Source organism: Phytomonospora endophytica, from assembly GCF_014202425.1.
Classification (GTDB): domain Bacteria; phylum Actinomycetota; class Actinomycetes; order Mycobacteriales; family Micromonosporaceae; genus Phytomonospora; species Phytomonospora endophytica.
The window spans coordinates 272,735-290,213 of sequence record NZ_JACHGT010000007.1; the positions used below are offsets into that span (position 1 = coordinate 272,735).

The following is a 17,479-nucleotide window of genomic DNA, read 5'->3' on the forward strand; positions in this document are numbered from 1 at the left end:
TCAGATTTCGAGCGAACCTTTCGGGTGCCCGCGCTTGAGACCGCACTCCGTGAGCGCCACGACTCCGTGACCGGTGACGGCGGTGTCCGCGCCGAGGACGCCCGGATCGACCGAGGCGGTGGCCGCGATGTCGGCGGCGAAGCAGAGGTCGCGCTCGTCGTCCTCCTCGAAGGTCAGCGCCCAGCCCTCCTCGGCCGGGTGCGGCCCGCCGACGGCGGCTTCGGGCTCCTCGTTGTCGAAGAAGCGCACGACCTTCCCGCGTTCGGCGATGCACCAGGCGTTCCAGTCGTCGCCGCAGCTCTGGCCGTACCAGTGCGCGCCGCCGAAGCGCCGGCTCAGCTCGGCGCAGCGTTCGGCGACGGGCGCCTGGCGATGCCCGTCTGCCGAGGAGTCGCCGAAGACCAGGGTCCACCCGTCGAATGCCGGGCTGACGTAGACGCGGGCGCAGGCACCGTGAACTCCGGCGCCGCCCGCGTGGTGGTCCAGGTTCCAGATCGAACCGCCCAGCCGCATCGTCACCGGTTCGGGCGCCGACAGGCCGAAGGCGTCGAGTACGGCGGCCTGGTCGGTGGTCGGCAGCGCCCACCAGTGCCCGCACAGGTGCATCGGCTCCGGGCGCTCGGCCGCGCGTTTCACCGCGATCAGCCGGCGCACCAGGGCGAGGTCGGCCGGATCGAGCCTCGCCGGCCCGCCGACCTCGGCGAGGGCGGTCAGCGCGTGCCGCCGCAGCGCGGGCGTCGCTCCCTCGCGCCGGAGTTTCCGCAGGCGGGGCACCACTCCCCCGGGACCGATCTCGGTCAGCGCCCACAAGGCGCGACGGCGGACATCCGGGTCGCGGTCGGCGAGCAGCGGGAGCAGCTCGGGGACGTAGGGCCGGGCCTTAGCGCCCTTGAACTGGAGGACGTAGGCGGCGTTGCCTCGGACCTTCGGCGACGGGTGACGCAGGGCGGCCGCGAATCGCTCCACATGGGACACCTCCAGGCCGGAGAAGGCCCAGCCCGCACGGCGGGCGACCTCGGGGGTGGGCGCGGTGGCGATGGCCTCCACGAGCGGGTCGAAGGCGGCGTCGCCGATCTTGCGGAGCAGCACCGCGGGACGGCTCCACTCCACCGGCGAGTCCTCGTCGCAGAGGACGGCGATGAGAGGAGCGACCGCCCCGGCACCCGCCGAGGACAGTCGCTCCCAGGCCGCCTCACGAACCCCCGGGTCCGTGGAGGCGATCTCGTCGGCGAGCGGTTCGGGCTCCATACCCGCGCAGGCTACCCGAACGCCCCGACAAGTCCCTCGGCTCTTCAGGCGTCCTCGCCGCACAGCCTCCGGAACCGGCTCTGCGCGAAGATGAGCGGCTCGGTCCCCTCACCGTGATGCCCGACGACCTCGCCGAGGACGACGACGTGGTCTCCGGCCGACTGGGGCGCCCCGGTCCGGCGGCACAGCAGCCAGGCCGACACCCCGTCGAGGACCGGCACGCCGCCGCGGCCCGGACTCCAGCCGACGGTGCCGAAGCGGTCGGGGTGCCGCGAGGCGAAGGTCCGGGCGACCTCGGACTGGCCGGCCGACAGGACGTTCACCGCGAAATGCGAGCAGGAGGCGAAGACGTCGAGGGAGGCCGACTCCTTGCGCAGGCACCACAGCATCAGCGGCGGACGCAGGGACACCGACGCGACCGAGTTGACCGTCAGGCCGACCGGTCCCTCCGGGCCGGTGGTGGTCACGACCGCGACGCCGGTGGCGAAGTGGCCGAACGTCCGCCGCAGCAAGGCCTCCGCGGTAGGCGCGGCCTCCACGAGGGTCACCTGGTCACCCCCGCCCCGAGGAGTTCGTCGAGCTTCTCCCGCACGTCCGGGTCGTCGGGCGCCTCACGGGCCGCGGTCTCCAGGTCGGCGAGCGCTCGTTCACCGAAGCCGAGGTCGAGCAGGACCACGGCCCGGTTGAACAGGACGGCGGGGTCGTCGGGGTGGGCTTCGGCGGCCTTGTCGAGGTCGGCGAGGGCGGCGGTGAGGTCGCCTTCGCCGTAGGCGAGTTCGGCGCGCGCGGTGAGTGCGCCGAGGAGGTCGGGGGCGAGTTCGAGGGCCCGGTCGTAGGCGGCGCGGGCGGTCGCGGTGTCCTCTTCGGCGTTGAGGTGGCCGCGCAGGACGTGCAGTTCGGCGCGGGTCTCGTCGGCTTCGAGTCCGGTGTCGACGTCGACGGCGGCCTCAACGAAGCGGCCGGCCTCCATGAGCAGTTCGGCGCGGTTGACGCAGGCGTCGACGTTGTGGGGTTCGAGGGCGAGGGTCTCGGTGAGGTCGGCCAGCGAACCGTCGACGTCGCCGAGGGCCGCGCGGACGACCGAGCGGTTGAAGTAGGCCTCGGGGAAGGGCGGGCTGAGGCGGATCGCGTCGTCGTAGTCGGCGAGCGCCTCCTCGTCGCGGCCGAGGCGGCGCAGGAGCGCGGCCCGGTCGAAGTGGTACTCGGGGTAGTTCGGGTCGACGTCGATGACGGCGTCGTAGTCGGCGAGGGCCTCGGCGACCTGGCCGAGGCCGGCGAGGACCTGGGCGCGGTTGTAGCGGAGCACCGAGCGGTGGAGCTTGTGCTCGTCCTCCGACAGGGTCGCGTCGAGGAGCCGCAGGCCCTCGTCGACGAGTTCGAGCGCCTTGGCGGGTTCGCCCAGGTGCAGTTCGATGAGGGCGAGGCCGTTGCGGTAGAAGGCCGAGTTGAAGGCCCGGTCGGCGTCGTTCGGGAGCAGCGACGCGAAGGCGATGGCCTGGTTGATCCAGCCCTTGGCGCGCCGGTGGTCGCGGTCCTCGGGTTCGTGGTGGCGGGTGAAGAGCATGGCGGTGGCGTAGGCGGCCTGCTGGTGGACGGCGACGCGGTGGGAGGTGGCGCGGGCGTCGTCGTAGAGCGCCTCGGCCTCCTTCGGGCGGGCCAGGGCGGCCAGCGAGGTCGTCATCTTGGTGGTGAACGCCCACCAGTTCTCGGGGTCGTTGTCGGCGTTGACGAAGACGCGCCCGCGCTCGCCGTAGTCGACGGTGGCGTCGTAGAAGCCCATGTCGATGCAGTGGTCGAGGGCGATGCGGAGGGCCTTGACGCCCTCGTCGTGGCCGACGCGTTCGGCGTGGAAGGGGATGGCCCCCAACCGCAGGGTCGACTCCCCGGCGGCCTCCAGCGCGGCGAGGCGGGCGGCGTGCAGTTCGGCGCGTTCGGCGGCCGACAGTGCGTCGTAGGCCTCGCGCAGGCGTGCGTCGCCGTGCAGGCACTCGGCCTCGACGTAGGCGCGCGCCCGCGCCTCGGCGGTGTCGTGGGGCATCGGGCCGGGCTCGGCGGCCGGGACGTCCACCGGGGCGGCGAACTCGCCGATCGCCTCGGCGAGCGGGCCGTCGGCGGGCATCGGCCCGCTGGAGCAGACCAGGATGGTGACCAGCTCGGGGTCGACGCGGCGCAGCAGGACCGACAGCAGTTCGGCGTCGGTCGGGTCGGCCGACTCGACGTCGCGCACCACGAGGGTCCGGCGCTCGCCGCCGGCGGCGACGGTGTCGCGGACCAGTTCGGTCATCGCGTGCGCCAGCCGCAGGGTCCGCAGGCGCGAGTAGAAGCGCGTGCGCTCCTTGGGCACGGCAAGCGAGGTCAGGGTCTCCTTCGTGGCGCCGACGTGCTCGCGCAGCTCCGGGGCCATCGACAGCACGGCGACCTCGTGCAGGCGCACCAGGTCCGGCACGGCCTCCAGGGCCGAGGGGACGATCGCGCGGGCCAGGCCGCCGCCGAAGGTGTAGGGGCCGCGCAGCCGCCGGTGGGCACTCAGCGGACGCGGTGTCAACGGCGGTGCGCCGGTCGTGTCCGGGACGTGCTCGCGGTCGGCCGTGCGCAGCCAAAGGTGTCCGCTCATGACGCACTCTCCAATTTAGATAGACGACGTTCCCGCAGGGAGAGGAATCCCGCGACGACGAACTGGGAAAGGATCAACACCGCGACGACGACGCTGTCGGCGATCATTCCGGCCGGGGCCTCGGCGGCGATCCGGTCGAAGACCTCGACGATGACGTAGACGACGCTGGGGATCACGACCGTCACGACGCTGAAGATCATGGCCGCGTAACCGACCAGGAGCAGCCAGGAGTACCAGCGGGCGGCGCGATGGTCGGCCGCCGAGCCGGGCGCGGTCGGCGGGACGCGCAGGCGCAGGAGGCGCGCGAACCGCTGACGCAGCAGGTTCCTGGCCACCGCGTGGAGGTTCGTGCAGCCGAGCACGGTCACCACGAGGTAGTACAGGTCGGTGCGGAGGAAGAAGTAGCACTGCCAGAGCAGGCGCAGCAGGGTGGTCAGCGCGAAGGCCAGGCAGACGCGGGCGATCAGGCCGGAGGTGAACGCCGCGGTCAGGACGAGCACGGCGGTGACGACGAGGTCGGTCATCGCGCCGGCCAGGATCGGCAGGATCCGCTTGCGGCGTGGAACGGTCACCAGGCCGTCCATCGCGGTCTCCAGCACGATGAAGTAGAGGCGGCGGCTGATCCGCAGCCGGGAGTTGAGGCCGAGCCGCCGGCCGGCGAGCGCGTGGGCGCCCTCGTGCAGCAGCAGGAACGGGAACTGCCCGATGAACAGTGACAGCGACACGACCAGCAGCGACTCGGTGAAGAAGCTGTGCCGGTAGTCGGGCGTCAGTTCCGGGCGGAGCACGACCGCGACCGCCGCGGCGACGATGAGCAGGCCGTAGAGGACGAGGGCGGGCGGGGAGAACAGCACGCGCGCCAGGGTGCGCAGCCGGACCGGTTCGGCCTCGGCGACCGTCTCCTCCTCGCCGGCGACGAAGCCGAGCTCGGTGATGGCCTCGATGAAGTCGGTCATGTCGACGGTCTCGCCGTACTCGGCGGCGTACCACTCCGCGGCGGCGGCCGGGGTGTCCCCTTCGGACAGGCGGCGGAGCAGCGCCGCGCCGTCGGCGGGCAGGTGGACGTAGGTGTCGGCGTCTGGCCGCCCGACGGTGACCTCTTCCCCCTCGTCGAGGAAGGTCAGGCGGTGCATCCGAAGTGGACGGTGGAGGGTGCCGGTGGCGGCCATGGCGACTCACAGGTCTCTCGTGACCGTGGGCGGGCGGTGAGGCCCGCCCACGGTGTTTCACCAACGGGGTCGAACAGCCCCCGGCGCCCGATGAGGGGCGCGGTGGCCTCGTGAGCCGCGAGGGCTCACGTCTTTACGGATCGCGTGGTTCCGCGTGTCCGTCTCTAGGCGATGACGGGGCCGCAGTCGCCGCTGTACAGCGTCTGCGCTGCGCTGGTGAGGCGCACCGTCTCCGTCTTGCGCATGGAGATCTTCTTCATTGCCCTGTCCTCCCTAGAGCGGCGTGATGATCACGCAGCCCTCCGCGTAGAGCGTCAGCGCGGCGCTCGTCAGACGGACGGCCTCGGTCGAACGGATGGCGATCTTCTTCATTTCTGTCCTCTTTCACGGAAAGCCGCACGCCCCCGTGATCGCCCGGTCGGGCGATCGCGCAGCCCCGGTCCTCGCGGACCGGTTCCGCGTGCGGCGAACTTCAGCCCGTTAGGGCCGCCCCGTGCCTCATGGGAGCACGGGAGTCCTTGGCGAGAGCCCACCGCAATCGAAGGCGTACAGCGGCTGAGCGGCGCTCGTCAGACGCACCGTCTCGGTCGCGCGGATGGCGATCTTCTTCACTTTCGTCCCTTTCACGGATACCGCACGCCCCCGTGATCGCCGTCGGCGATCGCGCAGTACGGTCCGGTCGGACCGACTCCGTGCGGCGAATCACGGCCTTCTCAGGCCGTCCCCGTGCCTCAGGCGAGCACGGGAGTATTCGGCAGGACGCCTCCGCCGCAGTCGCCGGCGTACAGCGGCTGAGCGGCGCTCGTCAAGCGGACGGGCTCGGTCGAGCGGATGGCGATCTTCTTCATGTCCGCCGCCTAGGCCAGCACGGGCTGGGCCGGGCCACCGGAGCAGCCGCCGCCGTAGAGCGGCTGGGCCGCGCTGGTCAGACGGACCGTCTCGGTCCTGCGGATGGCGATCTTCTTCATGGGGATGTCCTCTCTAGGCGGGGCGGACGACCACGCAACCACTCGCGTAGAGCGGCTGGGCGGCGCTGGTCAGACGGACCGTCTCCGTCTTGCGGATGGCGATCTTCTTCATGTCGCTCCTCTATCAGGCGAGGACGGGCTCGGTCGGAACGACCGGTCCCCCACCGCCGCAACCGCCGGCGTACAGCGGCTGAGCGGCGCTCGTCAGACGGACCGTCTCCGTCTTGCGGATGGCGATCTTCTTCACGTCGGATCCCTCGGAGATCAGGCGGCGACGTCGCAGCAGCCGCTGTACAGCGGCTGAGCGGCGCTCGTCAGACGGACCGTCTCGGTCTTGCGGATGGCGATCTTCTTCATGGGGCTGTCCTTTCGATGAAGTCGGGCGGAATCACCGCCGACTCGGTGGGCTTGGTCGAGAAGGCTGTGAACTAGGCGAGGACGCCGCCGCCGCAGCCGCCCGAGTACAGGGGCTGAGCGGCGCTCGTCAGGCGCACCGTGTCGGTCTTGCGGATCGCGATCTTCTTCATCGGTCTCCCTTTCGGTGAGGTTCGGTGCCGCGCTTACCGCTGCCGGCCCCCCGCCATGCGGCGGGCGGGCCGTGCAGCGGCCGCGCGGCACTCGTGAAACGAACGGTCCCGGTCCAGCGGATCGGAACTTTCTTTCCGGCTCACTCGTGCGATCGGACGTGGACTACACGTCGCAGCCGGACGAGTAGATCGGCTGTGCGACGCTGGTCAGACGAACGGGGTCGGTCTTGCGGATGGAGATCTTCTTCATCGAATGTCACCTCCGTCTCCGGTCGGACCCCCTACCGTTTGCGCTAACTCGCCGCCGGCGGCTCGTGGAAGACCGGGTCACATCCCGGCCAGCCGAGCGAGTCGCCGTCGTAGATCGCCCCTGCGGTAGCGGGCAGTCGCACCGGACGCAACCTGCGGACCGTGATCCTCTTCATCGCTCACCTTCCTGGGTTGGCAGTCCGGCGTCGCCGACCGAAATCACTGTCGGCGACGCCGGCATTCATTCAGAACCGCCGCGTCCTCACCCTGTCCTCGCCACGTCCTTTCGTCCTCCGGCGGCGAGGACGCCGACCACCGCACGGAAGGAAATCGACCGAAGACCCGAAGCGGTGCCGAGACCACTCCGCGTACACAGGAGTCAACACAACGCGGAGTTCGAAAGACGGGGCCGAGCCGCCGCGAAGAATTTCGCGATGCACCTGGGGAGATAATGGAATTTCGCATACTCGGTTCCGTCGAGGCACTCGCCGACGAACGAATTCCCTTGCGCGGGAGGCGGACCAGGACCGCGCTCGCCGCCTTCCTGCTCGACGCCGACCGGGTCGTGCCGATCAGCCAGCTCGTCGACGCCCTCTGGGACGACAGCCCGCCACCGACCAGCACGCGGCAGGTGCAGCACTGCATCTCCCTGCTGCGGCAGGCGTTCCAGGGCCGCCGCGACCAGCCGAAGATCGTCACCGAGGGCACCGGTTACCGACTCAGCCTCGAAGGGTCCACTCTGGACTCTCGCGAGTTCGTGCGGCTGGCCGCGCAGGCCCGTGGTCTCACCGAGGGGGATCCCGCCGGTGCGGTCGAGCTGATGCGGCGGGCCTTGGAGCTGTGGCGAGGGCCCGCGCTGGCCGACGTGTCGAGCTCGCGCCTGGCTCACCGCGCGACCTACTTCGACGAGCAGCGGCTGGTCGTGTGGGAGGAATGCCTCGCGCTCGAACTCAACCTGGGACGGCACGAGACGGTCGTCAGCGAGGTCATCGCCCTGTCGGCCGCCCACCCCATGCGTGAGCGCCCGGCCGAACTGGCCATGACCGCGCTCGGCCGCTGCGGGCGGCGGGCCGAGGCGCTCGCCTTCTACCAGGGCTTCCGCTCCCACCTCGTCGACGAGATGGGCATCGACCCGGGCGCCCGCCTCCAGGCGCTGCACCAGGCGCTCCTGCGCGGCGACGACCGCCTCGGCCGCGCCGAACCGGCCCGCCCACCGGCGGTGATCGGCACGGTCCCGGCGACCGCGCCCGGCCAGCCCCAGGCACCGGCCGAGCTGCCCGCCGGAATCGCGACCTTCACCGGCCGCGCCGAACCCCTCGCCGCCCTCGACCGGCTGCTCAACAGCCCGCACGGGCCGGTCGTGAACATCAACGGCATCGCCGGTTCGGGCAAGACCACCCTCGCCGTGCACTGGGCCCACCAGATCGCCGGGCGCTTCCCCGACGGGCTCCTCTACGTCAACCTGCGCGGCCACGACCCCGGGCCCGCCCTCGACCCGACCGCGGCCCTCGCGCAGATCCTGCGCAGCCTCGGCGTCCCGCCCTCGGCCCTGCCCGGGCACCCCGACGAACTCGCCGGGCGCTTCCGCACCGTCACCGCCTCGAAGCGGTTGCTCATCCTTCTCGACGACGCCGCCGACGACGCCCAGGTGCTCCCACTGCTGCCCAACTCCCCCGGCTGCGCGGTGATCATCACCAGCCGCGGTGAACTGCCCGGCCTGACCGCCCGCACCGACAGCACGCCCATCACCCTCGGCCCCTTCGACGGCGACGAGTCGGTGTCGCTGCTCAAACTCCTCGTGCCCGACGAGCGAGGCGCCGACGAGGACCGGCTCCGGCGCCTCTCGGAACTCTGCGGCGGACTGCCCGTGGCGCTGCGGCTCACCGGGGAACGCCTCCGCCGGCGGCCGAAACTGTCGCTCGACCTCGCCATCGACGAACTCACCGGACCCGACCGGCTCGACCACATGCGCCTGCCCGGCGACCCGGGTGTGCGCGCCACCTTCGACGCCTCCTACCGCGCCCAGCCGGTGTGGCTGCGCGGGCTGTGGCGCAGCCTCGCGATCTCACCGCTCGACACCTTCACCGTCAACAGCGCGGCGGCGCTCGCCGACGTCGAAGCCGCCGAAGCCAGGTCCGGACTGGAGCAGCTGGCCGCCTCACACCTGCTGGAGTCCCTCGAAAGCGGCCGCTACCGCTTCCACGAACTGCTGCGGATCTACGCGGCCGAACGGCACGCCGAGGAGGACGGTGCCGAGGTCGAGCAACTGACCGTCGACCGGCTCCTCGACTGGCTGACCGCCAAGGTCGACGGCGCCCACCGGAAACTGCGTCCCGAGCACCCGGTCATCGACCCCGACCTGACGAGGTTCGAGCGTTTCGCCGACGCCCGCACCGCGCTGGAGTGGATCGACGCCGAAGCGGTCAACATCACCCGATGTTCCCGGCACGCCGCAGAACTGCGCCCCCGGCGCTGCTGGCAGCTGGCCGCGGGCATGCACGGCTGGCTGGCCGTGCGCGGGAACCGCCGCGACTGGATCGCGTTGTACCGGGTCGCGCTCGACGCCGCCAGACGCGCCGGCGACCTGCGCGGGCAGCGGCTCATCCAGCACGGCCTCGCCGTCGCCTACTCCTCGCTCGACCAGTTCGCGAAGGCCCGGACCTGCTTCCGCATCGCCATCTCGATCGCGAGCGCCACCGGCCAGACACAGGACGCCCTGTGGTCGTACGCGATCCTCACCGGCCTCGAACTGGAGCACGGCCGCTACGACGACGCCGCCGAGACCGTCGCCGACGCCCTGCGCAACCTCCCCCCGAACGGCAGGCTCCCCCAGCTGGAGGCGACCCTCCTGCGGCACCAGGGCAACCTGTTCCTGCACACCGGCCGCCTCGACGCCGCCGTCGCGCCCCTCCACGAGGCGCGCACGCTCCTGACCGGCATCGGCGCCGACCTCTGCCGGTCCTACGTGGAGATCGCCCTCGGTCAGGTCCACGAGGCCCGGCAGGAACTCGATCTGGCCCGCAGGCACTACCTGCAGGCCCTGCGCCTGGTGCACACGCGCAACGACAACCGCCTCATCGCCACGGCCAGGCTCCGGATGGGCGCCTTCCTCGCGGCCCACGGGCCCACCGAGGAGGCGCGCGAGCACCTGCTCATCGCGGCGGAGAAGTCCCGCCTGCTCGACGACACGCAGACCGCCGAGGCCCAGCGCCTGCTGGAGTCGCTCGGGGCGGGGTGACGGCTTCGGCCGACGGCCCGCCGGAACTTCGCGAAGAACCGCAAAACACCCACCGGCGGGCCGTGATCACGGGAGCGGACTTCGAGGCGACCCGTTCGCGTCTAGTGTCCGTTTCATGAGAATGGTCGACCTCGACGGTCCCGGACCGCTGCTCGACGCCGTCCACCGCGACGTGCTGGTCCCGAGCTTCCCGCCGGCCGAGCTGGGGTCGCTCGCCGAGTTGCGCGCGGAGGTGACCGACGGCGCCACGGTCGTCTCGGCCGTACTCGACGCGGACAAGCGGCCGGTCGCGGCGGCGGTCGGACGCTGGTCGGCGCGAGCGCGCGTGCAGTTGCTGACCCACCTGGCGGTGCTGCCCTCGCAGCGTGGGACGGGCGTCGGGCGGCAGCTGCTGCGCCACGTCCTGGAGGAGTGGCGCATGCGGCACCGGCCGTGCGCGATCCTCGCCGAGGTCGAACACCCGGCGGTGCACGCGGGCAGCCCCGAACACGGCGACCCCACCGCGCGGCTGCGCTTCTACGAACGTTTCGGCGCGATGGCGCTCGCGCTGCCGTACTTCCAGCCCGCACTGTCGCCGGAGTCGCCGCGCATGTACGGGATGGTGCTGCTGATCCTGCACCTCGACCCCGAACTCGCCGGGGAGCGTCAGGGAACGCTGGCGTCGCACCCGCTGCGCACGTTCATGCTGGAGTACATCGCCGAGACCGAGGGCGCCCATCGCGGGCCCGACCCGGCGACGACGGCGCTGTTCGCCGCGATCGACCGGCCGGGGGGCGTCGCCGCGCTACCGCTGTCGGAACCGGAACGGTTCCCGATCTCGCGGCCGGGCTAGGCGGCCGAACGCGGGAGACCGCTAAGCCGCGGAGGTCCCGTAACGCTTCTCGGCTCTCGCCTTCGCCTTGGCGGCCATGTCCTCGCGGGACATCGGCGGCGCCGGAGTGACGAGGGCGGCGAGCAGCTCCGCCGTCGCCTCGGCGACGGCGGTGACGGCGGCCTCGAAGGCGTCCTGGTTGGCCGCCGAGGGTTTCGTCGACCCGCTCACCTTGCGCACGTATTGGAGCGCGGCGTCGCGGACCTCCTCGTCGGTGACGGGCGGCTCGATGTTGTACAGGCGGTGGATGTTGCGGCACATGCCCCCACCGTACGACGGGGGTACGACAGGGTGGGCCGCACGCGGAAACGCCGTCGACCGGCGAGCCACCGGCCGGAAACGGTCAGGAAGGCGGTTCCGCGGCCGAACCAGATGACACGACGCGCACGCCGTGGGCCTCGGCGGCTCGGACTTCGAGCGGACGCGGGTCGGCGGGATCTTCCGCGGGCACGGCGACTCCCTGGGCGAGGGCATGGCCGCCCCCTCGATTATCCCCACACCTCCCCGAAGAACCCCCGCTGCGCCTCCACCAGCTCCCGCCCCGCCGCCGCGTCACCGCGGTACGCGAAGTGCCCGGCCCGCAGCACGTGCAACCGCTTGTCCCCGCCCAGGGCGTTGTACACCGCGAACTGTCCCGGCGGCGGCACGGCCGGGTCGAACAGCGCGGCCCCGACCTGCACCGGGATCTCGATCCGGCGCGCGGCCGTCGCCGCGTCGAAGTACGCGAGCACGTCCAGCACCTCCGGCCGCTCCCGGTACCGTCCCGAAATCGCGTCCCCGCTCCCCACGCACGGCAGCGTCACCCGCAGCGGGTGGTTCCCGAAACTCGGCACCTCCAGGTGCGCCGCCGCGAAGCGCTCGTCCCACGGCAGCGCGAGCGCCCCGATCCCCCCACCGAAGCTGGACCCCAGGTACGCCAGCGGCCCCGCCGTCTCCGGGATCAGCGAGTTCAGCGCCGTCGCCGCACACCACACGTCCGCCGCGCATCCACCGTGCACATAGGACTCCCGCGACTCGATCCCGTGCAGCACGTGTCCCGCGGCGACGTCGGGAATCCCCGGGACCCGCCCGCGCTCGCCCATCCCCCGCAGGCACGGAAAAATCGCCGCCGTCCGGGGCAGCGGCAGCAGCGTGTCGGCGTCGCCCCTGCCGCCGTAACCGTGCCCGGCGACGGCGCCGCGCTCGACCTTCCCGTCGGCCGGGAGCGTGAGCCAGCCGCCGATCCGCACTCCCCCGACGCTCGCGAAGCTCACCGGGTGGACGCGCACGCCGTCGCGTTCCTCCTCGACCGGTCCCAGCTCGGGCGTCACGTCGACGGCGCTCGCGGCGGCGAAGAGGCCGCGCCAGAAGTCGTCGAAGTCGGCCGGCCCTTCCGGCGCGCCGACCTTGAGCAGCTCGTCGAGGTCGTACCCGTAGGCCGGGTCGAAGGGGTAGTCGTGCGCGAAGACCATCTCGGCTCCTTGACGCGGTGACGGACGGCCGCGTCCTTGCGGCCGGGGAACGGCTGCGGGCAGAATACGGGCAGGTCGACGCCGGGCGGGTCAGGGATGATCGACGAGGGTAGCTCGTGCCCGGGAACGGAGCACCTCATGGCCGCAAGCGCCACGTCCGCGCGTCCGCTCACGCTCGGAAACCGCCCCCTCCACGTCCTCGTCGAACGGCAACGGCTGCCCCTGGCACGCAGCCTCGTCGCCGGTTTCGTCGAGGAGATCCCGATGTACCGGCAGCTCCCGCACGAGGAGATCACCGGCGACATCACCCGCATCACCGCGCACAACCTGTCCATGATCGCCGGGGTCTTCCGCGACCGGCGCGCCCCGACCGAGGCCGAACTCGCGCCGCTGCGCAGCTCGGCGGCCAGGCGAGCGCAGGAGGGCGTCCCCCTCAACGCCTTACTGACCGCCTACCACGTCGGCGCCCGTCGCGTCTGGGACCACATCTTCGGCGACGCCGCCCCCGGCGACCTCGACGACGTGACCGCCGCCAGCAGCCTCATCCTCGTCTACACCCAGGCGGTCACCTCCGCCGTCTGCGACGCCTACCTCGAAGAACGCGAACGCATGCTCAGCCAGGAACAGCACGCCCGGCACGCCGTGCTCAGCGCGCTCCTCAACGGCGAGCCGCCCGCCGGATCGCCCGCCGGGGTGGGCATCTCGTCGCGGTACCTGGTGCTGGCCCTCGACATCGCGCGCCATCCCGACGAGGACCGGCCCGGCACCGCCTCGGCGATCGCGGGGCGGCGCAAGGTGCATCGCGCGACGGCGGTCCTCGACGCCTTCACCGCCGAGGAGCCGCTGACCGCCCTCGACGCGGGCGGCGGGCTGGCGCTGCTCCCGGTCGGCGAGTCCACGGTGGACTGGGCGGCGGCCGGTGAACTGGTCGGCGACATGTCGCGGGCGGCCGGTGTCGACGTCCGCGCCGCCGCCGACACCGCGGCACCCGAGGAGATCCCGGCCGCGGTGACGCTGACGCAGGAGATCCTCGACGTGGCGCGGTCTTTCGCGCGGCCGCCCGGTCTCCATCGCCTGTCCGACGTGCTCCTGGAGTACCAGCTCACGCGCCCGAGCGTGGCGACGGGCGAGCTCGCCGGGCTGCTCGATCCGCTCTCCGGCAGTCCCGGGCTGCTGCGGACCGTCGAGGTGCACCTCGGGAACGGCCTCGACCGGCGGCGCACGGCGGCGGTGCTGCACGTGCACCCCAACACGGTCGACTACCGGCTGCGCCGGGTGGCCTGCCTGACGGGTCTCGACGCGGCCGATCCCGGTCACGTGCAACGGATCGGGGCGGCGCTCGCCGCCCGCCGGGCCTTGGCCGGCGGGCGGTGAGAGGCGGGGGGCGCTAGATCGTCGCCAGGACCGCGCGGGCGTAGTTCTCCATGCCGACGCGGTTGGGGTGGAACGGCGCCGCGATCGAGCCGGGGATGTACGGCTCGACCCAGCGGGTGCCCGGGGCCTTGCACGCGTCGTGGCCTTCGCTGGGCGTCTGGAGGTCGACGTATCCGGCGCCGGACTCGCCGGCCGCCGAGCGCAGCATGTTGTTGAAGTAGGTCAGGGTCGCGCGGATGTAGTTGGCGTCGCCGCCCTGCACGGGAACGGTGGGGTAGCAGCCGTTCCTCGGCATGTAGGTGGCGTATCCGACGACGAAGATCCGCGCCTGGGGGGACCGTGCGCGCACGTCGGCGACGGTCTGGCGGATGGTCGCCTTCAGTCCATCGGTCGCGGTCTTCCAGGAGTCCTGCCCGCCCTCGTCGTAATCGTCGGCGCAGGGGTCGCCGAAGGGCGCGGGGAGCCAGTTGAAGCAGTCGGTGGCGAGGTCGAGCAGGTCGATGTCGTTGGCTCCGATGTGGACGGTCACCAGCGTGGTGTCGGCGCGGAGCGCGTCGAGCTGCGGAGGTACGTCGCCGAAGTCGGTGCCCTGCGAGCCGTAGAAGTCGGCGGTGTCGGCGCCGGAGCAGGTCACGTCGGTGAAGGACGCGACGCCGAGGGATCGGGCGACGTAACCGGCGTAGTTGTTCCCCGAGCGGGCACAGCCGAGGTGTGTCTGGGGCAGGACGAGGGGGCCGGAGGCGGCGGAGTCGCCGAGGGCGACGTAGCGCTCGGCGGAGGCGGCGGTCGCGCCGGAGGCCGTGAGGGTCACGCCCGCGGCGGCGAGCAGGACGACGGCGGCGGCGCGGGCGAGTAAGGCGAGGCGGGACTGCATGGTCGGCTCCTTCGTTGGAGGTGGGTGTGCGGCGGGCCCCGCCGGGGTCGGGAGGGCACGGCGGGGGCCGCCGCGAGAGGGTCGCCGGACTAATGCCGGAACGGTCCGGTGACCTCGTAGGTGATCCCGCCCGTACCGGCCTTCTCGCCGCTGGTGCCGCGCTGGGATGAGAAGTAGAAGCGGGTCTTGTCGGGTGAGAAGGCCGGTCCGGTGATCTCCGACTTCGCCTGCCCGTCGATGCGGATGACGGGCGCGACGACGCCGTCGGGGGTGATGATGTTGATCTCCATGTTGCCGCCGTCCTCGGCGACGTAGAGGTCGCCGCCGGCGGTACCGGTGATGTTGTCGATCCCGTCGAGCGTGCCTCCGCCCGAGTAGATCGCGCGGACCGTTCGAGTGCCCGGGTCGTAGGCCCACACACTGCCGTCGCCCTTGGCGGTGAAGTAACAGGTGCCGTTGGCGTAGTGGCAGCCTTCGCCGCCGTCGAAGTGGAGGGCCTCGTCGACCTGATGGCGCGTCTGCTCCTCGAAGACGGCGGGCTCGGGGTCGGGCACCGCCTTCCACTCCACGTTGGCCCCGGCGGCGCAGAGTACTTCGAGGCGGCCGTTGGACAGGTCGCCCCAGACGACGGGGACGAAGCGGTAGAAGCAGCCGTCCTCCTCGTCCTCGGTCAGGTAGACCACGCGACGGTCGGGGTCGCAGGCGGCGGCCTCGTGCTTGAAACGGCCCATCTTCTTGCGCTCGACGGCACCACGGTTGCCGTAGGGGTCGGTCTCGTAGACCTTGCCGCGGAAGATCTCCTCGCAGGACAGCCAGGTGTTCCACGGCGTGGCCCCGCCGGCGCAGTTCAGGTTGGTGCCGCTGAGGATCCGGTAGGCCCGCTCGATGGAGCCGTCGGCGCGGAACCTCACCGCCGATGCCCCGCCGACGAGGGGAACCTCGGAGTTGGACACGTAGATCCACCCGGCCCCGTCGGCGAAGCAGGCGCCGCCGTCGGGCGCGGGATGCCAGATGGTTCCGCCCACCGCGTGCGTCGAGCGGGCGATGACCCGGCTGGAGAAGCCGGACGGGAGCGCGATCCCGTTGGCGTCGGGTGCCCCGAGGGGTCCATAAGGGCTCGCGGCGAAGGTTCCGGGGGACGCCCCGGCCGCGTCCTGCCAGAGGGAACCGGCGAAGGCGACGGCGCCGACTCCGGCGGTGACCGTACGAAGGAACACGCGACGATGCATTGATCTCTCCTGCCGATGCGACGGTGGCAGGACAATGATGGTGGGCTCGCTACCGGGAAGTAAATGGGACGGATTCGCAAATCATGGCGACGTTTTGGTGACCGGTCACAAATTCGCCGCGCGCCAGCGCGCGTACTTTTCGGGAAGGCACACCGCGCACGGCCGGAATCCGGCGGCGACGGCCGTCGCCTCGTCGGCGAAGAACACGCGGTGGCGCACGTATCCTCCGCGCGCGATGGCCCGGGCCGCCGAAGGGCAGTCGAGGCGGCCGTAGAGACGGCCCCGGCGGTGGCCGCCGAGAGTCCCCGGGCGGGGACTCTCGAACGGCCTGCCGTCGACGCCGAGCAGGGTGTAGGTCCGCGACCCCTCAGGCCGCATCGTGGAACACCAGGCCGAGCGTGTGGCGCAGGCCCGACCGGACCGCGCTCACGCCGTGCCGGACGGGTGCCGCCGACCAGCCGCGCGCCGACCGCACCGGCCGGTCGCGAGTGGTGAAGACCAGTCCGCGCCCCTGTGCGAGGGTCCGCGAAGTGCCACGGGACTGGGCGCGCGGGCGCTGCTCGACGAGCAGGAACTCGCCGCCCTCGTAGTCGGCGCCGGGCTCGTCGATGCCGATGACGACCTGGAGCGGGAACACGAGATCGCCGTAGAGGTCGCGGTGGAGGGCGTTCCAGTCGTCCTGGCGGTAGCGCAACAGGATCGCCGTCGGGCGCGTCTGACCGGCCTCGTGGCACAGGTCGAGCCACTCGGCGAGCGTGTCGGGCCAGGGTGCGGGCCGCCCGAGGCGGGCCCACCAGTCGCGGGCGATGGGCAGCAGGCGCTCGTACAGCGACTCCCGCAGTTCCCGCAGCGGGTCGGGGAAGGGGTAGCGGAAGTACCGGTACTCCCCCGACCCGAACCGGTGCCGGGCCATGTCCACGGTGGAGCGGAAACGCCCGTCGTCTTCGTACATGGCCGCGATCTCCCGGCACTCCTCCAACGTGAGGAGGGGGCCCGTCGGGGCGCAGCCGTGGGCGTCGATCTCGGCCTTGACGGCGGTCCAGTCGGTGGCCGCGACGCGGTCGGCGTGGGCGGGCGGAATCTCGATGGCGGTGGTCATGGGTCCTCCCGTTCAGATGAGGGTCGGCGCGAGGGCGCCTTCGAGGGTCAGCAGCGCGACCTTGCGGTCGACTCCGGCGGCGTAGCCGCGCATCGCGCCGTCGGCACCGATCACCCGGTGGCACGGACGGACCAGCAACAGCGGGTTCGCGCCGATCGCGGCACCGAGCGCCCGGACCTCGGCGCGCGGAACGCCGAGGGTCTCGGCGAGGGCCCCGTAGGTGGTCGTGGTGCCGTAGGGGATGTCGTCGAGGGCCGCCCAGACCCGCTCCTGGAAGACGGTCCCGCTCACGGTGTGGTCGACGTCGAACCCGACCGGCTCACCGGCGAAGTAGGCCTCGATCTTCTCGATGACGGGCGCGAAGGCGGCCGGATCGGCGACGCTGTCCGGGCCGGGAACAACGGCGCCGCGTTGTCCGGGCATCGACAGTGAGGTGAGCCTGATCCCGTATTTCGCCTCGGGCGAAACCGTGCCGGTCAGCAGCAGTTCGCCGAGTGGAGCGGTAATTGTGGTGTGGACGTTCATCGCATTCGTTCCTTCCCATTGCCAACAGGTGGACGAGTGCAAT

16 protein-coding genes are annotated in these 17,479 nt (G+C 72.0%); 3 read left to right on the plus strand and 13 right to left on the minus strand.

Annotation, left to right across the window (positions count from 1 at the left end):
* The 6 genes from HNR73_RS17835 to HNR73_RS39865 all read right to left on the minus strand — a co-directional run bounded on the left by HNR73_RS17835 (window position 1) and on the right by HNR73_RS39865 (window position 6,951).
* Window positions 1-1,248: a HEAT repeat domain-containing protein gene (locus HNR73_RS17835; protein WP_184788619.1), complete on the minus strand. Its 1,248-nt coding sequence runs from the start codon at window positions 1,246-1,248 to the stop codon at window positions 1-3.
* A 44-nt stretch (window positions 1,249-1,292) separates the two neighbouring features.
* Window positions 1,293-1,796 (minus strand): flavin reductase family protein, encoded by a 504-nt coding sequence (locus HNR73_RS17840; protein WP_203686738.1) that lies wholly within the window; start codon window positions 1,794-1,796, stop codon window positions 1,293-1,295.
* Window positions 1,793-3,862, minus strand: coding sequence for a tetratricopeptide repeat protein (locus HNR73_RS17845; RefSeq protein ID WP_184788620.1), 2,070 nt, complete (start codon window positions 3,860-3,862; stop codon window positions 1,793-1,795). The genes HNR73_RS17840 and HNR73_RS17845 overlap by 4 nt, the downstream gene beginning before the upstream one ends.
* Window positions 3,859-5,031 (minus strand): hypothetical protein, encoded by a 1,173-nt coding sequence (locus HNR73_RS17850; RefSeq protein ID WP_184788621.1) that lies wholly within the window; start codon window positions 5,029-5,031, stop codon window positions 3,859-3,861. Before HNR73_RS17850 ends, HNR73_RS17845 begins: the two co-directional genes overlap by 4 nt.
* A 1,092-nt stretch (window positions 5,032-6,123) precedes the next feature.
* A complete protein-coding gene (locus HNR73_RS39860; RefSeq protein ID WP_260337233.1) occupies window positions 6,124-6,246 on the minus strand; it encodes a hypothetical protein in 123 nt (40 codons plus the stop codon).
* 573 nt (window positions 6,247-6,819) lie between these two features.
* Complete coding sequence (locus HNR73_RS39865; RefSeq protein WP_260337234.1) at window positions 6,820-6,951, minus strand: hypothetical protein; 132 nt, start codon at window positions 6,949-6,951, stop codon at window positions 6,820-6,822.
* A 275-nt stretch (window positions 6,952-7,226) separates the two neighbouring features.
* Between HNR73_RS39865 and HNR73_RS17855 the strand changes: the two genes are divergently transcribed.
* The gene (locus tag HNR73_RS17855) at window positions 7,227-10,013 is read left to right on the plus strand and encodes an AfsR/SARP family transcriptional regulator (protein ID WP_184788622.1); all 2,787 of its coding nucleotides are present in this window, start codon (window positions 7,227-7,229) and stop codon (window positions 10,011-10,013) included.
* A 115-nt stretch (window positions 10,014-10,128) separates the two neighbouring features.
* The gene (locus tag HNR73_RS17860; RefSeq protein ID WP_184788623.1) at window positions 10,129-10,845 is read left to right on the plus strand and encodes a GNAT family N-acetyltransferase; all 717 of its coding nucleotides are present in this window, start codon (window positions 10,129-10,131) and stop codon (window positions 10,843-10,845) included.
* Between the two features lie 21 nt (window positions 10,846-10,866).
* On the opposite strand, the gene HNR73_RS17865 is transcribed toward HNR73_RS17860, so the two are convergent.
* On the minus strand, window positions 10,867-11,145 hold the full coding sequence (locus HNR73_RS17865; RefSeq protein WP_184788624.1) for a DUF2277 domain-containing protein: 279 nt from the start codon (window positions 11,143-11,145) through the stop codon (window positions 10,867-10,869).
* Window positions 11,146-11,372: 227 nt separating this feature from the next.
* Window positions 11,373-12,335, minus strand: a complete 963-nt coding sequence (locus tag HNR73_RS17870) for an acetylxylan esterase (protein ID WP_184788625.1) — start codon at window positions 12,333-12,335, stop codon at window positions 11,373-11,375.
* 138 nt (window positions 12,336-12,473) lie between these two features.
* Here HNR73_RS17870 and HNR73_RS17875 point away from each other — a divergent pair, with 138 nt between their 5' ends.
* Window positions 12,474-13,709, plus strand: a complete 1,236-nt coding sequence (locus tag HNR73_RS17875; protein ID WP_184788626.1) for a PucR family transcriptional regulator — start codon at window positions 12,474-12,476, stop codon at window positions 13,707-13,709.
* A gap of 13 nt (window positions 13,710-13,722) precedes the next feature.
* Here HNR73_RS17875 and HNR73_RS17880 read toward each other — a convergent pair whose 3' ends face one another.
* The 5 genes from HNR73_RS17880 to HNR73_RS17900 form a co-directional block, all read right to left on the minus strand.
* A complete protein-coding gene (locus HNR73_RS17880) occupies window positions 13,723-14,583 on the minus strand; it encodes an SGNH/GDSL hydrolase family protein (protein WP_184788627.1) in 861 nt (286 codons plus the stop codon).
* A gap of 89 nt (window positions 14,584-14,672) precedes the next feature.
* Window positions 14,673-15,812: an alkaline phosphatase PhoX gene (locus HNR73_RS17885; protein WP_184788628.1), complete on the minus strand. Its 1,140-nt coding sequence runs from the start codon at window positions 15,810-15,812 to the stop codon at window positions 14,673-14,675.
* Between the two features lie 105 nt (window positions 15,813-15,917).
* Window positions 15,918-16,190: an Ada metal-binding domain-containing protein gene (locus HNR73_RS17890; protein ID WP_184788629.1), complete on the minus strand. Its 273-nt coding sequence runs from the start codon at window positions 16,188-16,190 to the stop codon at window positions 15,918-15,920.
* On the minus strand, window positions 16,180-16,911 hold the full coding sequence (locus HNR73_RS17895) for a 2OG-Fe(II) oxygenase (protein WP_184788630.1): 732 nt from the start codon (window positions 16,909-16,911) through the stop codon (window positions 16,180-16,182). Before HNR73_RS17895 ends, HNR73_RS17890 begins: the two co-directional genes overlap by 11 nt.
* A gap of 12 nt (window positions 16,912-16,923) precedes the next feature.
* Window positions 16,924-17,436 (minus strand): methylated-DNA--[protein]-cysteine S-methyltransferase, encoded by a 513-nt coding sequence (locus HNR73_RS17900; protein ID WP_184788631.1) that lies wholly within the window; start codon window positions 17,434-17,436, stop codon window positions 16,924-16,926.
* Window positions 17,437-17,479 lie beyond the last annotated feature (43 nt).

Excerpts from the sequence above, each read along its gene's own strand:
- HNR73_RS17835 (WP_184788619.1), bottom strand. The coding sequence starts at position 1,248 with ATGGAGCCCGAACCGCTCGCCGACGAGATCGCCTCCACGGACCCGGGG.
- HNR73_RS17845 (WP_184788620.1), bottom strand. The coding sequence starts at position 3,862 with ATGAGCGGACACCTTTGGCTGCGCACGGCCGACCGCGAGCACGTCCCG.
- HNR73_RS17850 (WP_184788621.1), bottom strand. The coding sequence starts at position 5,031 with ATGGCCGCCACCGGCACCCTCCACCGTCCACTTCGGATGCACCGCCTG.
- HNR73_RS39865 (WP_260337234.1), bottom strand. The coding sequence starts at position 6,951 with ATGAAGAGGATCACGGTCCGCAGGTTGCGTCCGGTGCGACTGCCCGCT.
- HNR73_RS17855 (WP_184788622.1), top strand. The coding sequence starts at position 7,227 with ATGGAATTTCGCATACTCGGTTCCGTCGAGGCACTCGCCGACGAACGA.
- HNR73_RS17860 (WP_184788623.1), top strand. The coding sequence starts at position 10,129 with ATGAGAATGGTCGACCTCGACGGTCCCGGACCGCTGCTCGACGCCGTC.
- HNR73_RS17865 (WP_184788624.1), bottom strand. The coding sequence starts at position 11,145 with ATGTGCCGCAACATCCACCGCCTGTACAACATCGAGCCGCCCGTCACC.
- HNR73_RS17870 (WP_184788625.1), bottom strand. The coding sequence starts at position 12,335 with ATGGTCTTCGCGCACGACTACCCCTTCGACCCGGCCTACGGGTACGAC.
- HNR73_RS17875 (WP_184788626.1), top strand. The coding sequence starts at position 12,474 with ATGGCCGCAAGCGCCACGTCCGCGCGTCCGCTCACGCTCGGAAACCGC.
- HNR73_RS17880 (WP_184788627.1), bottom strand. The coding sequence starts at position 14,583 with ATGCAGTCCCGCCTCGCCTTACTCGCCCGCGCCGCCGCCGTCGTCCTG.
- HNR73_RS17885 (WP_184788628.1), bottom strand. The coding sequence starts at position 15,812 with ATGCATCGTCGCGTGTTCCTTCGTACGGTCACCGCCGGAGTCGGCGCC.
- HNR73_RS17890 (WP_184788629.1), bottom strand. The coding sequence starts at position 16,190 with ATGCGGCCTGAGGGGTCGCGGACCTACACCCTGCTCGGCGTCGACGGC.
- HNR73_RS17895 (WP_184788630.1), bottom strand. The coding sequence starts at position 16,911 with ATGACCACCGCCATCGAGATTCCGCCCGCCCACGCCGACCGCGTCGCG.
- HNR73_RS17900 (WP_184788631.1), bottom strand. The coding sequence starts at position 17,436 with ATGAACGTCCACACCACAATTACCGCTCCACTCGGCGAACTGCTGCTG.